The organism is Flocculibacter collagenilyticus (assembly GCF_016469335.1).
Classification (GTDB): Bacteria; Pseudomonadota; Gammaproteobacteria; order Enterobacterales; family Alteromonadaceae; genus Flocculibacter; species Flocculibacter collagenilyticus.
This window is the reverse complement of record NZ_CP059888.1, coordinates 2,066,189-2,082,336: the sequence shown is the minus strand read 5'-3', so window position 1 is coordinate 2,082,336 and position 16,148 is coordinate 2,066,189. Positions and strand designations below refer to the sequence as shown.

12 protein-coding genes are annotated in these 16,148 nt (G+C 39.2%); 9 read left to right on the top strand and 3 right to left on the bottom strand.

Translation table 11 applies throughout. The features are described from left to right. Nucleotides 1–11: 11 nt before the first annotated feature. From rplT to HUU81_RS09215, 3 genes are all read left to right on the top strand, one after another. Nucleotides 12–371, top strand: a complete 360-nt coding sequence (gene rplT, locus HUU81_RS09225) for a 50S ribosomal protein L20 (protein ID WP_199608645.1) — start codon at nucleotides 12–14, stop codon at nucleotides 369–371. A gap of 497 nt (nucleotides 372–868) precedes the next feature. Further along, nucleotides 869–2,539, top strand: a complete 1,671-nt coding sequence (locus HUU81_RS09220) for a two-component system response regulator (RefSeq protein WP_199608644.1) — start codon at nucleotides 869–871, stop codon at nucleotides 2,537–2,539. Between the two features lie 150 nt (nucleotides 2,540–2,689). After that, nucleotides 2,690–3,604, top strand: coding sequence for a cupin-like domain-containing protein (locus tag HUU81_RS09215; RefSeq protein ID WP_199608643.1), 915 nt, complete (start codon nucleotides 2,690–2,692; stop codon nucleotides 3,602–3,604). A gap of 112 nt (nucleotides 3,605–3,716) precedes the next feature. Here the strand turns inward: HUU81_RS09215 and HUU81_RS09210 are convergent, their stop codons facing one another. Both HUU81_RS09210 and HUU81_RS09205 read right to left on the bottom strand, forming a co-directional pair. Continuing rightward, complete coding sequence (locus HUU81_RS09210) at nucleotides 3,717–5,000, bottom strand: Glu/Leu/Phe/Val family dehydrogenase (protein WP_199608642.1); 1,284 nt, start codon at nucleotides 4,998–5,000, stop codon at nucleotides 3,717–3,719. 183 nt (nucleotides 5,001–5,183) lie between these two features. Continuing rightward, the gene (locus HUU81_RS09205; RefSeq protein WP_199608641.1) at nucleotides 5,184–5,411 is read right to left on the bottom strand and encodes a thioredoxin family protein; all 228 of its coding nucleotides are present in this window, start codon (nucleotides 5,409–5,411) and stop codon (nucleotides 5,184–5,186) included. Between the two features lie 265 nt (nucleotides 5,412–5,676). On the opposite strand from HUU81_RS09205, the gene HUU81_RS09200 reads away from it, so the two are divergent. From HUU81_RS09200 to maiA, 6 genes are all read left to right on the top strand, one after another. Beyond that, complete coding sequence (locus HUU81_RS09200; RefSeq protein WP_199608640.1) at nucleotides 5,677–7,269, top strand: ABC-F family ATPase; 1,593 nt, start codon at nucleotides 5,677–5,679, stop codon at nucleotides 7,267–7,269. A gap of 180 nt (nucleotides 7,270–7,449) precedes the next feature. Beyond that, nucleotides 7,450–9,012 carry a transcriptional regulator TyrR gene (tyrR, locus tag HUU81_RS09195; protein WP_199608639.1) on the top strand — a complete coding sequence of 521 codons (1,563 nt, stop codon included), beginning with the start codon at nucleotides 7,450–7,452 and terminating at the stop codon, nucleotides 9,010–9,012. Nucleotides 9,013–9,246: 234 nt separating this feature from the next. Then, nucleotides 9,247–10,332 carry a 4-hydroxyphenylpyruvate dioxygenase gene (gene hppD / locus HUU81_RS09190; RefSeq protein ID WP_199608638.1) on the top strand — a complete coding sequence of 362 codons (1,086 nt, stop codon included), beginning with the start codon at nucleotides 9,247–9,249 and terminating at the stop codon, nucleotides 10,330–10,332. Beyond that, entirely contained in the window at nucleotides 10,325–11,458 is a 1,134-nt protein-coding gene (locus HUU81_RS09185) for a homogentisate 1,2-dioxygenase (protein WP_199608637.1), read from the top strand. Before hppD ends, HUU81_RS09185 begins: the two co-directional genes overlap by 8 nt. Before the next feature lie 66 nt (nucleotides 11,459–11,524). Then, nucleotides 11,525–12,541, top strand: coding sequence for a fumarylacetoacetate hydrolase family protein (locus tag HUU81_RS09180; protein WP_199608636.1), 1,017 nt, complete (start codon nucleotides 11,525–11,527; stop codon nucleotides 12,539–12,541). Between the two features lie 87 nt (nucleotides 12,542–12,628). Then, entirely contained in the window at nucleotides 12,629–13,267 is a 639-nt protein-coding gene (maiA, locus tag HUU81_RS09175) for a maleylacetoacetate isomerase (protein ID WP_199608635.1), read from the top strand. 92 nt (nucleotides 13,268–13,359) lie between these two features. Here maiA and HUU81_RS09170 read toward each other — a convergent pair whose 3' ends face one another. Further along, nucleotides 13,360–15,975 carry a TonB-dependent receptor plug domain-containing protein gene (locus tag HUU81_RS09170; protein ID WP_199608634.1) on the bottom strand — a complete coding sequence of 872 codons (2,616 nt, stop codon included), beginning with the start codon at nucleotides 15,973–15,975 and terminating at the stop codon, nucleotides 13,360–13,362. Nucleotides 15,976–16,148: the final 173 nt, after the last annotated feature.

The following is a 16,148-nucleotide window of genomic DNA, read 5'->3' as shown; positions in this document are numbered from 1 at the left end:
GAGACTGAAACATGGCAAGAGTAAAACGTGGTGTTATCGCGCGCGCGCGTCACAAAAAAGTTTTAAAGCAAGCTAAAGGTTACTACGGTGCTCGTTCACGTGTTTATCGCGTAGCGTTCCAAGCAGTAACTAAAGCGGGTCAATACGCATACCGCGACCGTCGTCAACGTAAGCGTCAATTCCGTCAACTTTGGATTGCACGTATCAATGCAGCAGCTCGTCAAAATGGTCTATCTTATAGCCGTTTCATTGACGGCCTTAAAAAAGCTTCTGTAGAAATCGATCGTAAAATTCTTGCGGATATTGCTGTACATGATAAAACAGCTTTCTCTGCATTAGTTAATAAAGCAAATGAAGGTTTATCAGCTTAATTGTTGATGCTTTAATTGCAGCAAAGCCGATTTTATATCGGCTTTTTTTATGCCCACAATTCAGTAATTGCTTATAACAGTTTACAAATATCTTCTTGATAATCTCTCTTCTTAAATAAAGCCTTCTCGGCATTTATTAATCTGCTTAAACAAAAGCTGACTTTTCAATAATTTACTTTAAAGAAACTGGAAAAGTTTGCAAATCCCACATAAAGTTTAATGTGATGTATCAAATATAAATTTTGATGGCGTACTATATAAATAATTCTAATGCTAATAAATAGTGTTCGGGCTAGATTTGATCGGCAAATAAGCCATTGTTCTGCTATGGTTATTGTGTAGCACGAATGGACTGCTGCTGCCGTAAGCTATCAGAATTTTTATTGCACATATTGCAGGTTTATAACGATAGCTTAGTATTCAGTGTGCATATAGCGTTGTAGATTTTCGATAAGAGTTAATGAGATAAAGTAAGAATAATTAAGGATAAAGTTAACTTGAACATAAACCTACTTGCCATTAGCACTGCTGCGGATGGCGTGCATGAGATGCAAAGTATACTGTCGGACGTTGACGCGAACCTAGTATATGCAAACTCTGTCAACAACGGCGTTGAGGTATTGGTTAACGACGAAATACATGCCGTAATAATTAGTTATTCAGCGCCAGATGATCAGGGTAAAAAAGTGGCGAAAGCCTTATGTGAAAGCGTTGAAAATTGTCCGCCATTCTTATTTATCACCGAATCTGGAACTTGTATTGAAGAGCTAGAAAAAGCATGTAATGAGTTTGGTGCAGTTGATTTTATTGAAAAGCCATTTCAAGCCGTGTTGTTAAGTGCAAAATTAAAAGTGCTGACTACCTTAGCTGAGCAGAAAGAGCAGCTTAGAGCGCTTGCCACCACTGACTCACTTACTAAAATTAAAAACCGTTTGGCCTTTCAAGACAGTCTTGTTTATAACATGGCACTAGCAACTCGACAAAAGCGGAAATTGGCGCTGCTAGCTTTAGATTTAGATGAATTTAAAAAAGTAAACGATAGTTTAGGGCATGCAGCAGGTGACGAGTTACTTTGTACATTTGCAAAAAAAATACAAAAGTCGATACGTGGTTCAGATATTGCGGCACGGGTAGGCGGAGATGAATTTGTCGTATTACTAACTAACATTCGAACCGAAGAAGATGCAGAGCACGTAGCAAATAAAATATTAAAAGAGTGTGAGAAACCGTTCTGTTATAACGACGTTAGCCTCACTATTAAAACTAGCATTGGTATAGCTCTATTTCCCAATCATGCAGAAACACCTGAAGAATTTAGCAAAGTTGCAGATGATGCCTTATACAAAGCTAAATCTAATGGGCGTGATCAGATTGTTACTTATGTGGAAGGTGAACTAGAGAAGCCCAGTATTAAAGAGCTTCACGAAATAATAGTGCCTTATATTCAGCCAATTCTGTATAAAGATCAAAGCCAGTACATTGGCTGTGAAGTATTTGTTCGGTTTAAAGAGAATGAATATTTTGTAAAAACAGACACTGCCTTGGCGCACTTTAGAAAAATTGGCAAGCCAAGGCTGTTTGAAAATATATTATTTGAAAAAGTCTTGCTAGAGCTAGATAGGCTAGCGGTAAAATTTGATGGGACAAATAACTTTAAACTATTCTTCAAAATTAGCATCCAAGACCTGCTCGACAACCAGCTAGTTGAAGACATAATAAATGTGCACAATTCATTAAAAAGTCGCAATATGCAATTAGTTATCGACTTTGATGACTGGCAACTATTAACTGCAAAACCCATTTTTATGGACAGTTTTAATTTGCTGTCAGATCAAGGAATAAAGGTGTGTTTAGGAAATGTTGGAGAGTTATACATTCCTAATGGATTACTCGCGATGGTAGATATATCCTTAATTAAAATTTCGTATCACTTATGCTCCATGGTAACAACCAACCATTACGCAAGAGCCATCATTCAAAATTTAGTACAGCTTGCGCAAGCGTTAGATTGCAAAGCTGTTGCGGCTGGCGTGTCGAACAGCGCCGAGTTAGTTGAATTAAAAAAGCTAGGTTGTAATTATTTTCAAGGAAAACTGTGGGAGCACGATATTTCAGGTGAATCATGGAATCAAATTATAGATAAGGCAAATATGGTGCATCGTACTTAATTTTGTTTTTTAAATTTTAATAGTCTGTGTGAATTTCATGTTCGATTAGTGATAATTATGAAAAATCGTCAGAAATTTGGTTAGTATTTACTTCTATTTTTAGTGTATAATTTTTGGCCGTTTTTGTAGAGCCATTAAGAAGTAGTAAATATGGATTCTTTTTCACCAATCAGGCGTATTAAATTTACGACAAAGAAAGACTTAGAAGATAACTACCTTTCAAAGGGTATTCCAGTCATTGTAGAAGGCGCTTTAGAAAACTGGGCTGCACGGACTAAATGGAGCCCTAACTATTTTAAAAATCAATATAGTGATATCGAATTTAATGCGGAAGTTAATCTGAGAGAGGACGTTCCTGTAGAGCAGTACGCAAGTGATGTTCTACGTAAAATGACAATAGCTCAATTTATTGATCATCTTCAGAATAAAAGCAGAACCAGCCCTTGCTATATATCAAATAAGTCTGTAAATAGATTTCCAAATGTAGCGGATGATATTGATTTTGAGTCACTAGTTAGCAAAAAAAGTGGACAATATAACCAATACATATGGCTTGGTTCGGAGAAAACCAAATCCTCGTTACATTTTGACTTTTTTGATAACATTATGTGTCAAATATACGGTAGAAAAAAAGTTTATCTGGTAAACCCTAAGGATTCAAAGTCAGTTTATCAATACCATGATACTATTCAAAAAAGTAAGATAGATATAGAAAATATTGATTTTAATTTGTACCCAAAAATGAAGCGTGTAAACGTTACTACTGCAATACTTAAGCCTGGGGAGATAATATTTGTTCCTAAGTTATGGTGGCATACGTTTGTTGCTTTAGATATATCAATTTCGATTAATTTATTTTACGGTCATAGAGCGACAATTAAGCAACAAATCCCAACCTTATATTCGGCTGGTACGAAAGCGTGGGGCTGCTTCGCAAAAGATTTCATTTACCATGGCCTATTAAAAAAGCCTCAAACTACTAGATTATATACGCAAGAGTCTTTTGGAACTTGGTACTATAAGCAAGTTGAAAGCTTTTTAACAAATAGAATAGCGAACCGTTAAATACAGAATATTAGTGAAGAGAGCATTTATATAACTTTAAGTTTAATAAGTTTAGATGCTCTACCTTCACTTGCAGAGCTTTGAGTGATTTTTATAACTTAATCGTCCTCAATTACCGACTAAAATATTTTTGCGTACCGTGCGCTTCAATTGCATTTTCAATGCGCCTTAATGCAAGGGTGTAGGCGGATTCACGCAAACTGAAGTCATTTTCTTCTGCAATTTCCCATACTTGATTAAAGGCCTCGACCATGCGTTTTTTTAAACGCTCATGGACTTCTTCTTCAGACCAGCTGATGCCATTGCGATTTTGCACCCACTCAAAGTAACTAACGGTCACGCCACCTGCATTTGAAAGTACGTCAGGTACGACGGTGATACCTTTTTCTTTTAGTTTATCATCAACGTCAGACACAACAGGGCCGTTGGCGATTTCTACAATATGCTTTGCTTGAATGTCGTCAATATTGTCTGAATTGATAACACCGTCCATCGCTGCTGGGATCAGTATGTCTACGGGTAGGCATATTAATTCTTCGTTGCTTAGTCGGTCGTGCTCCACTTGTTCGCATACCGAATGTTCACAGTATACAGCTTTTACTTTGTCGCTTTCTTGCTTAGCGTGATAGATGCTATCTACGTCGAAACCTTTGTCGCTATATATAGCGCCTTTGGAATCGGAGATTGCGACAATCTTGTATCCATCTTTTTGTAGTAGTTTCACTACATTGTATCCACCGTTACCAAAGCCTTGTACTGCAACTGTTTTATCTTCTGGGTTCCAACCATTTTTCTTTTCTAGCTCCTTAATGCACAAGTAAGCGCCGCGGCCAGTTGCATCGCCTCTGCCGACGCTGCCACCTAAGCTAAGTGGTTTTCCTGTAATAACGTCTGGCGTTTTCATACGTTTAATCGCTTCAAACTCATCCATCATCCACCCCATAATACGTTCGTTGGTGTATACATCGGGTGCTGGTATATCTACATTTGGGCCAATAAAGTCAGCCATGGCACGAATAAAGGAACGAGACAGGCGTTCTACCTCCATAGGTGACAGTTTTTTTGGGTTAACCGTTACGCCACCTTTGCCACCGCCAAAGGGTAAATCGACTACGGCACATTTTATGGTCATCCACAGCGCTAACGCTTCGACTTCTTGTTGGTTGACATCTGGATGGAAGCGCACGCCGCCTTTGGTAGGGCCTAAAATGTCGTTATAGCGACATCGATAAGCAGTAAAATATTCTCTTGAACCATTATCCATGCGTACGCACAGAGATGCGGTCAGCGTAGATTTTGGGTACATCAAAGTGCTGACAACTTCTTCATTAATATCAGCCAGCTTTCCAATTTTTTCTAAACGATTTAATGCATCTTGATAAGTATTATTTGGCATAGTTTCCTGTAACTCCGATAAGTACAACTTAATAAGCTAAGCATATAAATAAATTTTTTCTAATAAAATTAATGATTTTTGTCGTTTTTAACGAACGAGGTGGCAAAGCAAGTAGGTGACTATGTGAGGGAAGGAATAAAAGGCAAGCACACTTTTATAGCGATCTTGCCTTATAAGACGGCGTTATTTTATGTTGAAGTATTGCTTTAATTCACTGACAGTGGGTTGTGCTCTAAAGGCAAGTTCATCATCAATGAAAATATTAGGGGAGTGGCGAATGTGATGCTGAAGAGCCAACTCCGGATTATCTTCAATATATTCAACATGATAATTAATACCCACCTGTTGGAACTCTTTTTCAAGGTTTGGTACACAAAAATCAGTTTTGGTAACAAATAATCTAACGTTCATAAACGTTACTCCATTTACTCTGAGCTTCCAGACTCTTCCAAGATTATAGTTGATAACGAAAATAATGCAGAAACAAAAAATAAAAGATAATTGAGTCGTGATTTTGGCAAAAATCTGTATGCTTTTTTATACGTTTTATTGAAGGTAAGAGCGCGTTAACGCTAGCGTTGGTAATAGTTGGCGTTATTATTTAAATATCACTTGCATAATAAATGCCCTGCCTGTAGTCTGCGCACTTTTTACATTTAAAGATAGGTAAATAAGTTTGATTTCTACCGCAAATATTACAATGCAGTTTGGCGCAAAGCCTCTTTTTGAGAACATCTCTGTTAAATTTGGTGATGGTAATCGCTACGGTTTAATTGGTGCCAATGGATGTGGTAAGTCAACCTTTATGAAAATCCTAAGCGGCGAGCTAGAGCCGTCTGCTGGAAATGTAAGTACAGATCCAAACGAAAGAGTCGCAAAATTAAACCAGGATCAATTTGCGTACGAAGAATACTCAGTGGTTGATACTGTGATTATGGGTCATGCCGAACTATGGGCTGTAAAAGAAGAGCGTGATCGTATTTACTCTTTACCTGAAATGAGTGAAGAAGATGGTATGCGTGTGGCTGATCTTGAAACCCAGTTTGCTGAAATGGACGGTTATTCTGCTGAAGCGAAAGCAGGCGAGTTATTACTTGGTGTAGGTATTCCGCAAGAGCAACATTACGGGCTGATGAGTGAAGTTGCTCCCGGTTGGAAATTACGTGTGCTTCTTGCTCAAGTATTATTTGCTGATCCAGATATTATGCTATTAGACGAACCAACCAACAACTTGGATATTCACACTATCAGTTGGTTAGAAGAAGTGCTTAACGAGCGTAATTGTACAATGATCATTATTTCGCATGACAGACACTTCCTAAACAGTGTATGTACGCATATGGCAGACTTAGATTATGGTGAGTTACGTTTATATCCGGGTAACTATGACGAATATATGTTTGCTGCAACTCAAGCGCGTGAGCGCTTATTAGCGGATAACGCTAAGAAAAAAGCACAGATTTCTGAATTGCAATCGTTCGTTTCGCGATTCTCTGCAAATGCTTCTAAAGCTAAACAGGCTACATCACGCGCACGTCAAATTGATAAAATACAGCTGGAAGAAGTGAAAGCGTCAAGTCGCCAAAATCCATTTATTCGATTTGTTCAAGAAAAGCAATTATTTAGAAACGCCATTGAAATTGAAGGCTTAACGCAAGGGTTTGATACAAACTTAATTGAAGACTTTAATATTATTTTAGAAGTAGGCGAAAAAGTAGCGATTATTGGTGAGAATGGTGTTGGTAAAACAACCTTACTTAATACACTAGCATCAAAAATAGCTCCAAAATCGGGTGAATTTAGGTGGTCTGAAAATGCCAATATTGGCTACTATGCTCAAGATCATGCTGACGATTTCGCTGAAGAAATGAATTTATTTGAGTGGATGGAACAATGGAAGCATGAAGGTGATGACGAGCAGGCTGTTCGCGGTTACTTAGGTCGCTTATTATTTTCTCAAAACGATATTAATAAATCGGTAAAAGTGATTTCTGGTGGTGAGCAGGGCAGAATGCTATTAGGTAAGTTAATGATGCATAAACCTAACATCCTGTTAATGGATGAACCCACCAACCACATGGACATGGAGTCAATTGAATCGCTTAATTTGGCACTTGAACAATATGAAGGCACATTGTTATTTGTGAGTCATGACAGACAGTTTGTTTCATCATTAGCAACGCGAGTGCTAGAAATAAAAGATGGCAAAGTTATTGATTTTCAAGGTACTTATGAAGAATATCTGAAGTCACAAGGGCTTGAAGGCTAATAACACTCCCACATTTTTATTCGTCAAATATTCAAATCACTCCTCGGCATAAGTCGAGGAGTTCCTTTTACAGAAACTAAAACGTTTATTTTTCTTTACAAAAAGCTACACTTACTCTTATGTAATCGAGTATCATTACGCCGATAATGATAACCATAAATAACATGAAGAGGTCGCTACATGCGATTAGAGATATTTTGTGAAGATCGCATAGGAATTGCGTTAGATGTGCTAAACATTTTAGTGAAGCATGAAATCGATTTGAAGGGAATTGAAGTTGATCCCCTCACAAATAAGATGTTTGTTTCTTTTCCGCAAATCGAATTCGAAAAATTCCAAATTATCATGCCTGAAATTCGTAAAATTGAAGGTGTGAAAGACGTTAAGACTACCTCGTTTATGCCCAGCGAGCGTGAACATAATGAGTTAGCAGCCCTGCTGACAACGTTGCCAGACGGTATTATCTCAATTGATGTTAAAGGCAATGTATTAATTGCTAATAACTCTGCATTAAATGAATTAAATACGAATTTGGACTCTCTTCAAGAAGAAAATATAAATCATACCCTTAAAGGCTTTAATTTTGTTAAGTGGCTTGAGCAAGATGAAGTATTAGCACAAACCAACCGATTGCAAGCGAATAACGAAAACTATATTGCCGATATCTTACCTATTTATATTAATGATGATGAAGACAGTAAAATTTTGGCTGGCGCAGTTATTACACTGAAATCTGAAAGCCGTTTAGGTCAACAGGTCACCGTATTTAGGCGGCACGAACAAGAAAGTTTTAATAATATTGTCGCGGTGAGTACGCAAATGCGACGCATCGTACGTGAAGCGAAGAAAATGTCGTTACTTGATGCGCCAGTATTACTAATGGGCGAAACCGGCACAGGTAAAGAAATAGTGGCGCGTGCTTGCCACAACGCGAGTGAAAGAAAAGACGCACCATTTTTAACGCTCAGTTGTGCTTCGTTGCCCGATAATGTAGCGGAATCGGAGTTATTTGGTTATGGCATGGGCGCGTATGAAAATGCAGTACAGGGTAAGCGTGGCATTTTAGAGCAAGCTGATGGTGGAACGGTATTTCTAGACGAAGTAGGTGAAATGTCTTCAGAATTACAAACAAAGTTTCTGCGATTTTTACAAGACGGTAGCTTTAGGCGTGTAGGTGAAGAAAACGAAGTTAACGTAAATGTCCGGGTTATTTGTACCACTCAAAAAGATTTGCCAGGTATGGTACAAGAGGGCGCTTTTAGAGAAGATCTGTTCTACCGCTTAAATGTACTTACAATTGAAATAGCGCCGCTACGAGAACGTAAGCAAGATATTTTGCCATTATGCCAAGCCTTTATTCAAAAATACTCTCGTCAATTAGGGCGTTCAACGCCATCACTGGATGAAGCTTGCCAGCAGTTTGTTCAACAATATCCATGGCCGGGTAACGTTAGGCAGTTAGAGAATGCCTTGTATCGCGCAGTTACATTGCTAGAAGGTGACTATTTAACAAAAGAGCACCTGCAATTACCTTCTTACAACAGTAACTTTGGTTATCTGGATCAAGACTTTGATGGCACGCTAGAAGAAGCGGTTAAGCGTTTTGAAGCAACAGTATTACGTAAACTGTATCCTGCGTATCCAAGTTCTCGACAGTTAGCTAAAAAGTTGGGGCTGAGTCATACCGCAGTTGCTAACAAATTACGTGATTACGGAATAAATCGTAAGACTGTAAAGGTTTAATTACGCGATGTGCTAATTAGTTTCCTCATGATGGCCTAAAAACAATCGATTTAGGCCACTTTCCTTCCTTGATTCGTTCAAAAAGTACCACTGTACTTATATCTTTACATAATATCTTAAAAACCCTAATAGATTGATTTCTTTAATGGACTAGTCAGGCGTTAAATTGCACTACAAAATGTCATAAAAACAATAACGATAAATTTGTAGTTTTTACTTTGGAGAACAAAGCACATGTTAGATAGTTATAATCCTTTGGGGACTGATGGGTTTGAGTTTGTTGAATATACAGCGGCAGATGAAGCAGGTATTCAAGCATTAAAAGATTTATTCTTGGGTTTAGGTTTTGCTGAAGTAGCAAAGCATAAAAGCAAACAAGTGTGGTTATTCAAACAAGGTGACATTAATTTTATCGTTAATGCCCAGCCAAACTCTCAAGCAGAAGAGTTTGCACGTATTCATGGCCCAAGTGTATGCGGCATGGCATTTCGTGTTAACAATGCTGTTAAAGCGCTTGAACATGCTATTGAAAATGGTGCGAAGGAATTCCAAGGCAACTTAGGATACATGGAGTTAAAAATTCCTGCGGTTTACGGAATTGGGGAAAGCACGCTGTATTTTGTTGACCGTTACAAAGATAAGAACATTTACGACATTGATTTCAATTTCTACGAAAATTGGGAAGATATCGTTGCCAAGCAAAGCGTAGGTTTAGATGTGCTAGATCACCTAACGCACAACGTTAAGCAAGGTAACATGGATTTATGGGCAGGTTTCTACGAGCGCATTGGTAATTTCCAAGAAATTCGTTATTTCGATATTAAAGGTAAACAAACTGGCCTAGTGTCACGTGCAATGACATCTCCTTGTGGCAAGGTTAAGATCCCAATTAACGAATCATCTGACGATAAATCGCAAATTGCAGAGTACTTAGAAGAGTATAACGGTGAAGGCATTCAGCATATTGCGTTAACAACTGACGATATTTATGAAACAGTACGTACGCTACGCAGCCGTGGCATGGACTTTATGCCTACGCCAGATACTTATTATGAGCGTATAGATGGTCGTGTACCGGGTCATGATGAAGATGTTGAGAAATTAAAAGAGCTACGTATTCTAATCGACGGTCTACCAGCTAAAGATGGCGTGTTATTGCAAATCTTCACGCAAACTGTAATTGGCCCAGTATTCTTTGAAATTATTCAGCGTAAAGGTAACGAAGGCTTCGGTGAAGGTAACTTCCAAGCATTATTCGAGTCTATCGAAGAAGACCAGATCCGTCGTGGTGTATTGAAAGGAGATCCAGTGGATGCGTAAGTGGATATCGTTTCCTCACTCAGAGGGAACAACATCTAAGCAAGCGCATGCAGATTTTCCTGAAGATGGAATTTATGAAAGAGAAGTAGGGCGCGAAGGATTTTTCGGCCCTGCATCGCACTTTCATCACCAACATGCGCCAACTGGATGGTCAAACTGGGAAGGCGATTTAAAGCCGCGCTGCTTCGATTTAAACAAATTATCAACTGCGGCCCCTGAGTCGCCGTGGCAAGTGCCAATGATTTTAGAAAATGCGCAATGTAAAATGCGTATTTGGCACTGTAACGAAACAATGAAATACCTTGTGCGTAATGCTGATGGTGATGATTTGCTTTTTGTTCATGAAGGCGAAGCAGAGTTATTTACTGACTATGGCCACATGCACATAGTCAAAGGTGATTATGTTGTTATCCCGCGAAATACTAACTGGCGCTTAGAGCTTGAAGCGCCCGTTTTCCTGTTAATGATAGAAGCAACAAATAGTGCATATCAATTACCGGAAAAGGGCTTAGTGGGCAATCATGCTATTTTTGATCCTGCATGTTTAGATGTACCAAAAATAAATGACTCATTTAAAGCCCAATACTCAGAAAACGAGTGGTCGGTACATGTAAAGCGCCACAGTAAAACGTCTGTAATTACCTATCCGTTCAACCCACTTGATGCAATTGGCTGGCATGGTGACTTGTCGGTTGTACGCATCAACTGGCGTGATATTCGCCCTTTAATGAGTCATCGCTATCACTTACCGCCATCTGCGCATACTACATTTGTTGCAAATGGCTTTGTGGTATGTACGTTTGTTCCTCGACCAATTGAGAGCGATCCTGGTGCGTTAAAAGTGCCTTTTTATCATAATAACGATGATTATGATGAAGTGCTTTTCTACCATGAAGGTGACTTTTTCAGCAGGGATAATATTGACCGTGGCATGATCACTTTCCACCCTGCAGGCTTTACTCACGGTCCACATCCAAAAGCCTTCCAAGCTGGATTGGAATATAAAAAGAAATTTACTGATGAAGTGGCTGTAATGATAGACACTCGTAATGAGTTGTTTGTAGGGGATGCCGCGCATCAAGTAGAAAATCCAGAATATGTATATAGTTGGAAAGCAGAAAAGTAAGATGAGTGATACACTCGTTACTGACAAAGCGATTCTAATAAAATGAATATAATTCAAGGGTAAATAATGAAATTAGCTACACTAAAAAATGATACCCGCGACGGCCAATTAGTCGTTGTTAGCAAAGATTTATCAAAATGTATTACCGTAGCAGAGCTTGCAATGACGATGCAGCAGCTACTTGATAACTGGGACGAGCTTAGCCCTAAGTTAGAAGAAATTTATACAGGACTAAACGCAGGTCAATTGGACGGTGAAATGCCGTTTGAACAAAGCCACTGTGAATCTCCTTTGCCGCGTGCATACCAATGGGCAGACGGTAGTGCTTATGTAAACCACGTTGAATTAGTCCGTAAAGCAAGAAATGCAGAAATGCCACCAAGCTTTTGGACTGATCCATTAATGTACCAAGGTGGCTCTGATGACTTCATTGGTCCACAAGAAGATATTTTTGCTATCTCTGAATCGCATGGTATCGACTTTGAAGGTGAAGTTGCTGTAATTACGGGCGATGTACCTATGGCTGCAAGTCCTGAAGAAGCGGGCAAGCAAATACGTTTGGTTATGTTAGTTAATGACGTATCTTTACGTGGATTGATTCCAGAAGAATTAGCGAAAGGTTTTGGCTTTTTCCAATCTAAACCTTCGTCAGCATTCTCTCCGGTTGCAGTTACGCCAAATGAGTTAGGCGGACATTGGGACGGCGGAAAAGTTAATTTACCATTGTTGTCATACTTAAATGGCGAACCATTTGGTAAGCCAAATGCGGGTGTTGATATGACATTCGAATTCCCAGAGCTTGTAGCGCATGCCGCAAAAACACGTGCATTAGGTGCTGGTGCAGTAATTGGTTCGGGCACAGTTTCGAATAAACAAGGTACTGAGCACGGCACGTCTATCCAAGAAGGTGGAGTAGGTTACTCTTGTATTGCAGAAGTACGAATGATTGAAACGATTCGTGACGGTAAACCTGCAACTTCATTTATGAGCTTTGGTGACAATATTCGTATCGAAATGCTTGATGATGAAGGTAACAATATTTTTGGTACTATTCACCAAAGGGTTGTTGAATATAAGAAGTAAAGTGCGTTAGTACTTTTAATGAAGATATTTAAACCCGCAATGGCGGGTTTTTTTCTAGCTGTAATAAAAAATAATATGGAATGAGCTATGAAATTATATGGTTACTGGCGTTCTTCAGCCGCTTATCGTGTTCGTATTGCGTTAAACCTTAAAAACATTCAATGCGAATTGATTTCTGTACATTTGGTAAAGAATGGCGGTGAGCAACACGCCGAAGAATATAAAGCGTTAAACCCTCATGAATTAGTCCCTACCTTAATTGATAGCGATATAGTACTTAATCAGTCGTTAGCAATTTTAGAATATCTTGAAGAGAAGCACTCTGAAACGCCGTTGCTACCAAGCAATTTACAAGATAAGGCAGCCGTCAGAGCACTAGCGTACGATATTGCTTGTGAAGTTCATCCACTAAATAACTTACGAGTATTGCAATATTTGTCTGGTCAGTTAGCAGTTACCGATGAACAAAAAACGCAGTGGTATCATCACTGGATAAAAATAGGCTTTGATGGGTTAGAAAAGAAATTAAGTAAGACTGCTGGGAAATATTGCTTTGGCGATACCGTTACGATAGCTGATCTATGCTTAATTCCACAAGTTTATAATGCGCATCGTTTTAACGTAGATATGTCTAGTTATCCGATAATTAATCGCATTGTTGAAAACTGTAATTCGTTAGATGCTTTTATTGCAGCATTACCTGAAAACCAAGCTGATGCAAATTAAGCTGATTAGTATTAAAAAAGCCATATCGAAATGATATGGCTTTTGTTTAATCTAAATTTTATTAAGCAACGATAGTCGTTACTTAATATTTATTAGAAGTTATAAATGGCTCTTACATAGTAGAAGCCACCGTTAATACCAATTGGTGATGTTACAGGGTACTCTGCACCAGCCACTTCAGTATCCCAAAGCGTATTTTTGTCTGGGCGCTCATCAAATAAATTCTTAGCACCAACTACAAATGTCATGCTTTCGTTGAACTGATAACCAAGTTCAGCATCGAACGTTACTTCAGAGCTTACATGATCAATATCTAACGCTGAATCTAAGTGATCTTCATAAATGCTACCTGCATATGCAACGCGGCCAAGTAGTCTCCAGTCACCATTCATATGATTCGCAGTTAGGCTATAACGTACAGGTGGTAAGTTATTTTCTAGCATACGAATGCGTTCAGCAGAGATATTATTTGATGCTTCGTCTACTTCCGTTTGAGTCCAGTTATAAGCGAACGAGAACTTAGTATCGCCACCGAACATGTCCATAGAATAGTTAGCAACTAAATCAACACCTTGTGTTGTTGTATCAAAGTCGTTTGTGAAGAAGCTAACTTCAGTGAAGCTTGATGCATCGCTAACACCTTGTGCAAGTAACGCGTCGATGTCTGCTTGAGTAAGTTTAATACCTGATGTAGTACTAATACGATCTGTTACTTCGATATTGAAGTAATCGACAGTAAAGAATAAACCGTTATCAAACTCACCAACTAAACCAATGCTGTAGCTTTCAGACTCTTCAGGCGTTAACTGTGAACCACCTTTTTGTACAGAAATAGGATCTGTAGGAGGCAGCGTTGCACGATCAATTAGTTTTCCATCTGTACCGAATGCAGTTGTTACATTTCGAACATTACTTTGACCGATTGTTGGTGCTTTAAAGCCTGTGCTATACGCACCGCGTAATGCTAATGATTCAGTCATCTGGAAGCGAGACGCGATTTTACCTTTAGTGGTATTACCAAAGTCTGAGAAATCTTCATAACGTAACGCAAAGTTAATCATGAAGTCATCAGTAATGTGTGTTTCAACATCACCGTACAGTGCGATGTTATGACGACTTGTTTTTCCTTGGCTTTTAGCAGACAAACCCGGGAAACCATTTGAGCCAATACCAAAACCTTGTGAAGCTAGTGGACCAATTGTCCATGACGCCGGATCACCTGCAACGCTTTCAAAAGATTCGTTACGATATTCAAAACCACCTGCAAGGTTAATACCTTGAATAGATTGAGTTTCAATTAACTTAGAAAAGTCTGCATTGAACGTTTTTTCTAACTGGATATATTTGCCCGGTTTGAATGAAGTAGGGCTGTCTGGTCCCATCGATGGGTTGATGGTATTGCTGATAGCGTAATCAATTTCATTACGACCTACACCGAAGCTGAAGTCGTAGAAAATATCACCTTCAAGCTCGCCTTTTGTACCAAAATAGATGGATGCATCGGTAACAACACCACCAAACTTTGGTGTAAAACCACCCGGGAACATTTCATTAAATGCGAAGCAGTTAGGATTATTGGCAACTTCGGTAATGTAACGAGGATTGTCTAGTACATTTGCACCAACGCGAATATCGGTAGGGCAATTTCCAGACATATCGCCTGTTAAATCGCCAACTAGTAGCAATTGATGACCTTCACCATCATCAATTACACCATCGCCATTCATATCTGCAGCTTCAATACCGCCATCGTTCACACCACCACGGTTATGTGGGTTACGATAGTAGAAACCACCTTCAACATCACGTTCAGCGTAGTTACCAAACATGTATGCTTCTTTGCCGTTACCTAAATCAAGGCCAAAGTTTGCAAAAAACTTAAAGTCTTCTTTTATTTCAGGGCTACCCCAAATTTGCGCTGGATTAGCTACAAATGTGTTACCTGCGGCAATTAAGGCAGCTGCATCGTCACGTTGTACACTACGGCTTGTTGGATCAGCTTCTTTATACTCAAAGCTGAAGTTAGCAAAGCCGCTGCTAGACATTGGTAAACCAACGTTACCGGCTACCTGCCAAGTGTCGCCATCGCCTTCATAGTAAGAGCCATAACGCGCTTCAAGCATGCCGCCTTCAGTGTCGTCTTTTAGTCTAAAGTTCATTACACCCGCAATCGCATCTGAACCATATTGGGCTGCGGCACCGTCACGAAGTACTTCAACTTGTTTAATTGCACTGGCAGGAATGACAGAAATGTCAGGGCCTTGTGCACCATCAGACAAACCACCACCTAAAAAGGTGATAACCGCTGAGCGGTGACGACGCTTACCATTGACTAAAATTAAAGTGTGATCTGAAGCCATTCCACGTAAGTTAGCAGGACGCACAAGCGTTGATGCATCATTAATAGGCTGATCATTTACATTAAATGAAGGGACCACATTTTGTAACATGGAAACCATGTCTGTAGAACCTTGGTTTGCAAATTCTTCGCTTGAAATTACATCTACTGGAACGGGTGAATCACCTACAGATCTCGGAGCTGCACGAGAACCTAGAACAACAATCTGCTCGACATCTTCTTCTGCTGCTTTTTTAGCGTCTTCTGAATCCTGAGCAAGGGCAAGTGATGAGTGCGATCCTGCAATTATTGCAGAACCAAGTAGCGCATACTTTATGCCGGCGCAAACACGGCTATATTTTGTTTTCATTTTTCTTCCCTAGACAACCTGTTATTTTATTTTTTGCTTGTCGAACATAACATTGCGTAAAATGTTCAGGAATAAAACTAACGCTAAATTATGGATCTGTCTACCCCAAAATGCCCCCTAACGCAAATAAAGTATAAATTTAGGTAAAACCAACGTTTATAAGGGCTGTAACC

Bases quoted from the DNA above. Each gene is read 5' to 3' on its own strand.
- rplT (WP_199608645.1), top strand. From the start codon at position 12: ATGGCAAGAGTAAAACGTGGTGTTATCGCGCGCGCGCGTCACAAAAAA.
- HUU81_RS09215 (WP_199608643.1), top strand. From the start codon at position 2,690: ATGGATTCTTTTTCACCAATCAGGCGTATTAAATTTACGACAAAGAAA.
- HUU81_RS09210 (WP_199608642.1), bottom strand. From the start codon at position 5,000: ATGCCAAATAATACTTATCAAGATGCATTAAATCGTTTAGAAAAAATT.
- HUU81_RS09205 (WP_199608641.1), bottom strand. From the start codon at position 5,411: ATGAACGTTAGATTATTTGTTACCAAAACTGATTTTTGTGTACCAAAC.
- tyrR (WP_199608639.1), top strand. From the start codon at position 7,450: ATGCGATTAGAGATATTTTGTGAAGATCGCATAGGAATTGCGTTAGAT.
- hppD (WP_199608638.1), top strand. From the start codon at position 9,247: ATGTTAGATAGTTATAATCCTTTGGGGACTGATGGGTTTGAGTTTGTT.
- HUU81_RS09185 (WP_199608637.1), top strand. From the start codon at position 10,325: ATGCGTAAGTGGATATCGTTTCCTCACTCAGAGGGAACAACATCTAAG.
- HUU81_RS09180 (WP_199608636.1), top strand. From the start codon at position 11,525: ATGAAATTAGCTACACTAAAAAATGATACCCGCGACGGCCAATTAGTC.
- maiA (WP_199608635.1), top strand. From the start codon at position 12,629: ATGAAATTATATGGTTACTGGCGTTCTTCAGCCGCTTATCGTGTTCGT.
- HUU81_RS09170 (WP_199608634.1), bottom strand. From the start codon at position 15,975: ATGAAAACAAAATATAGCCGTGTTTGCGCCGGCATAAAGTATGCGCTA.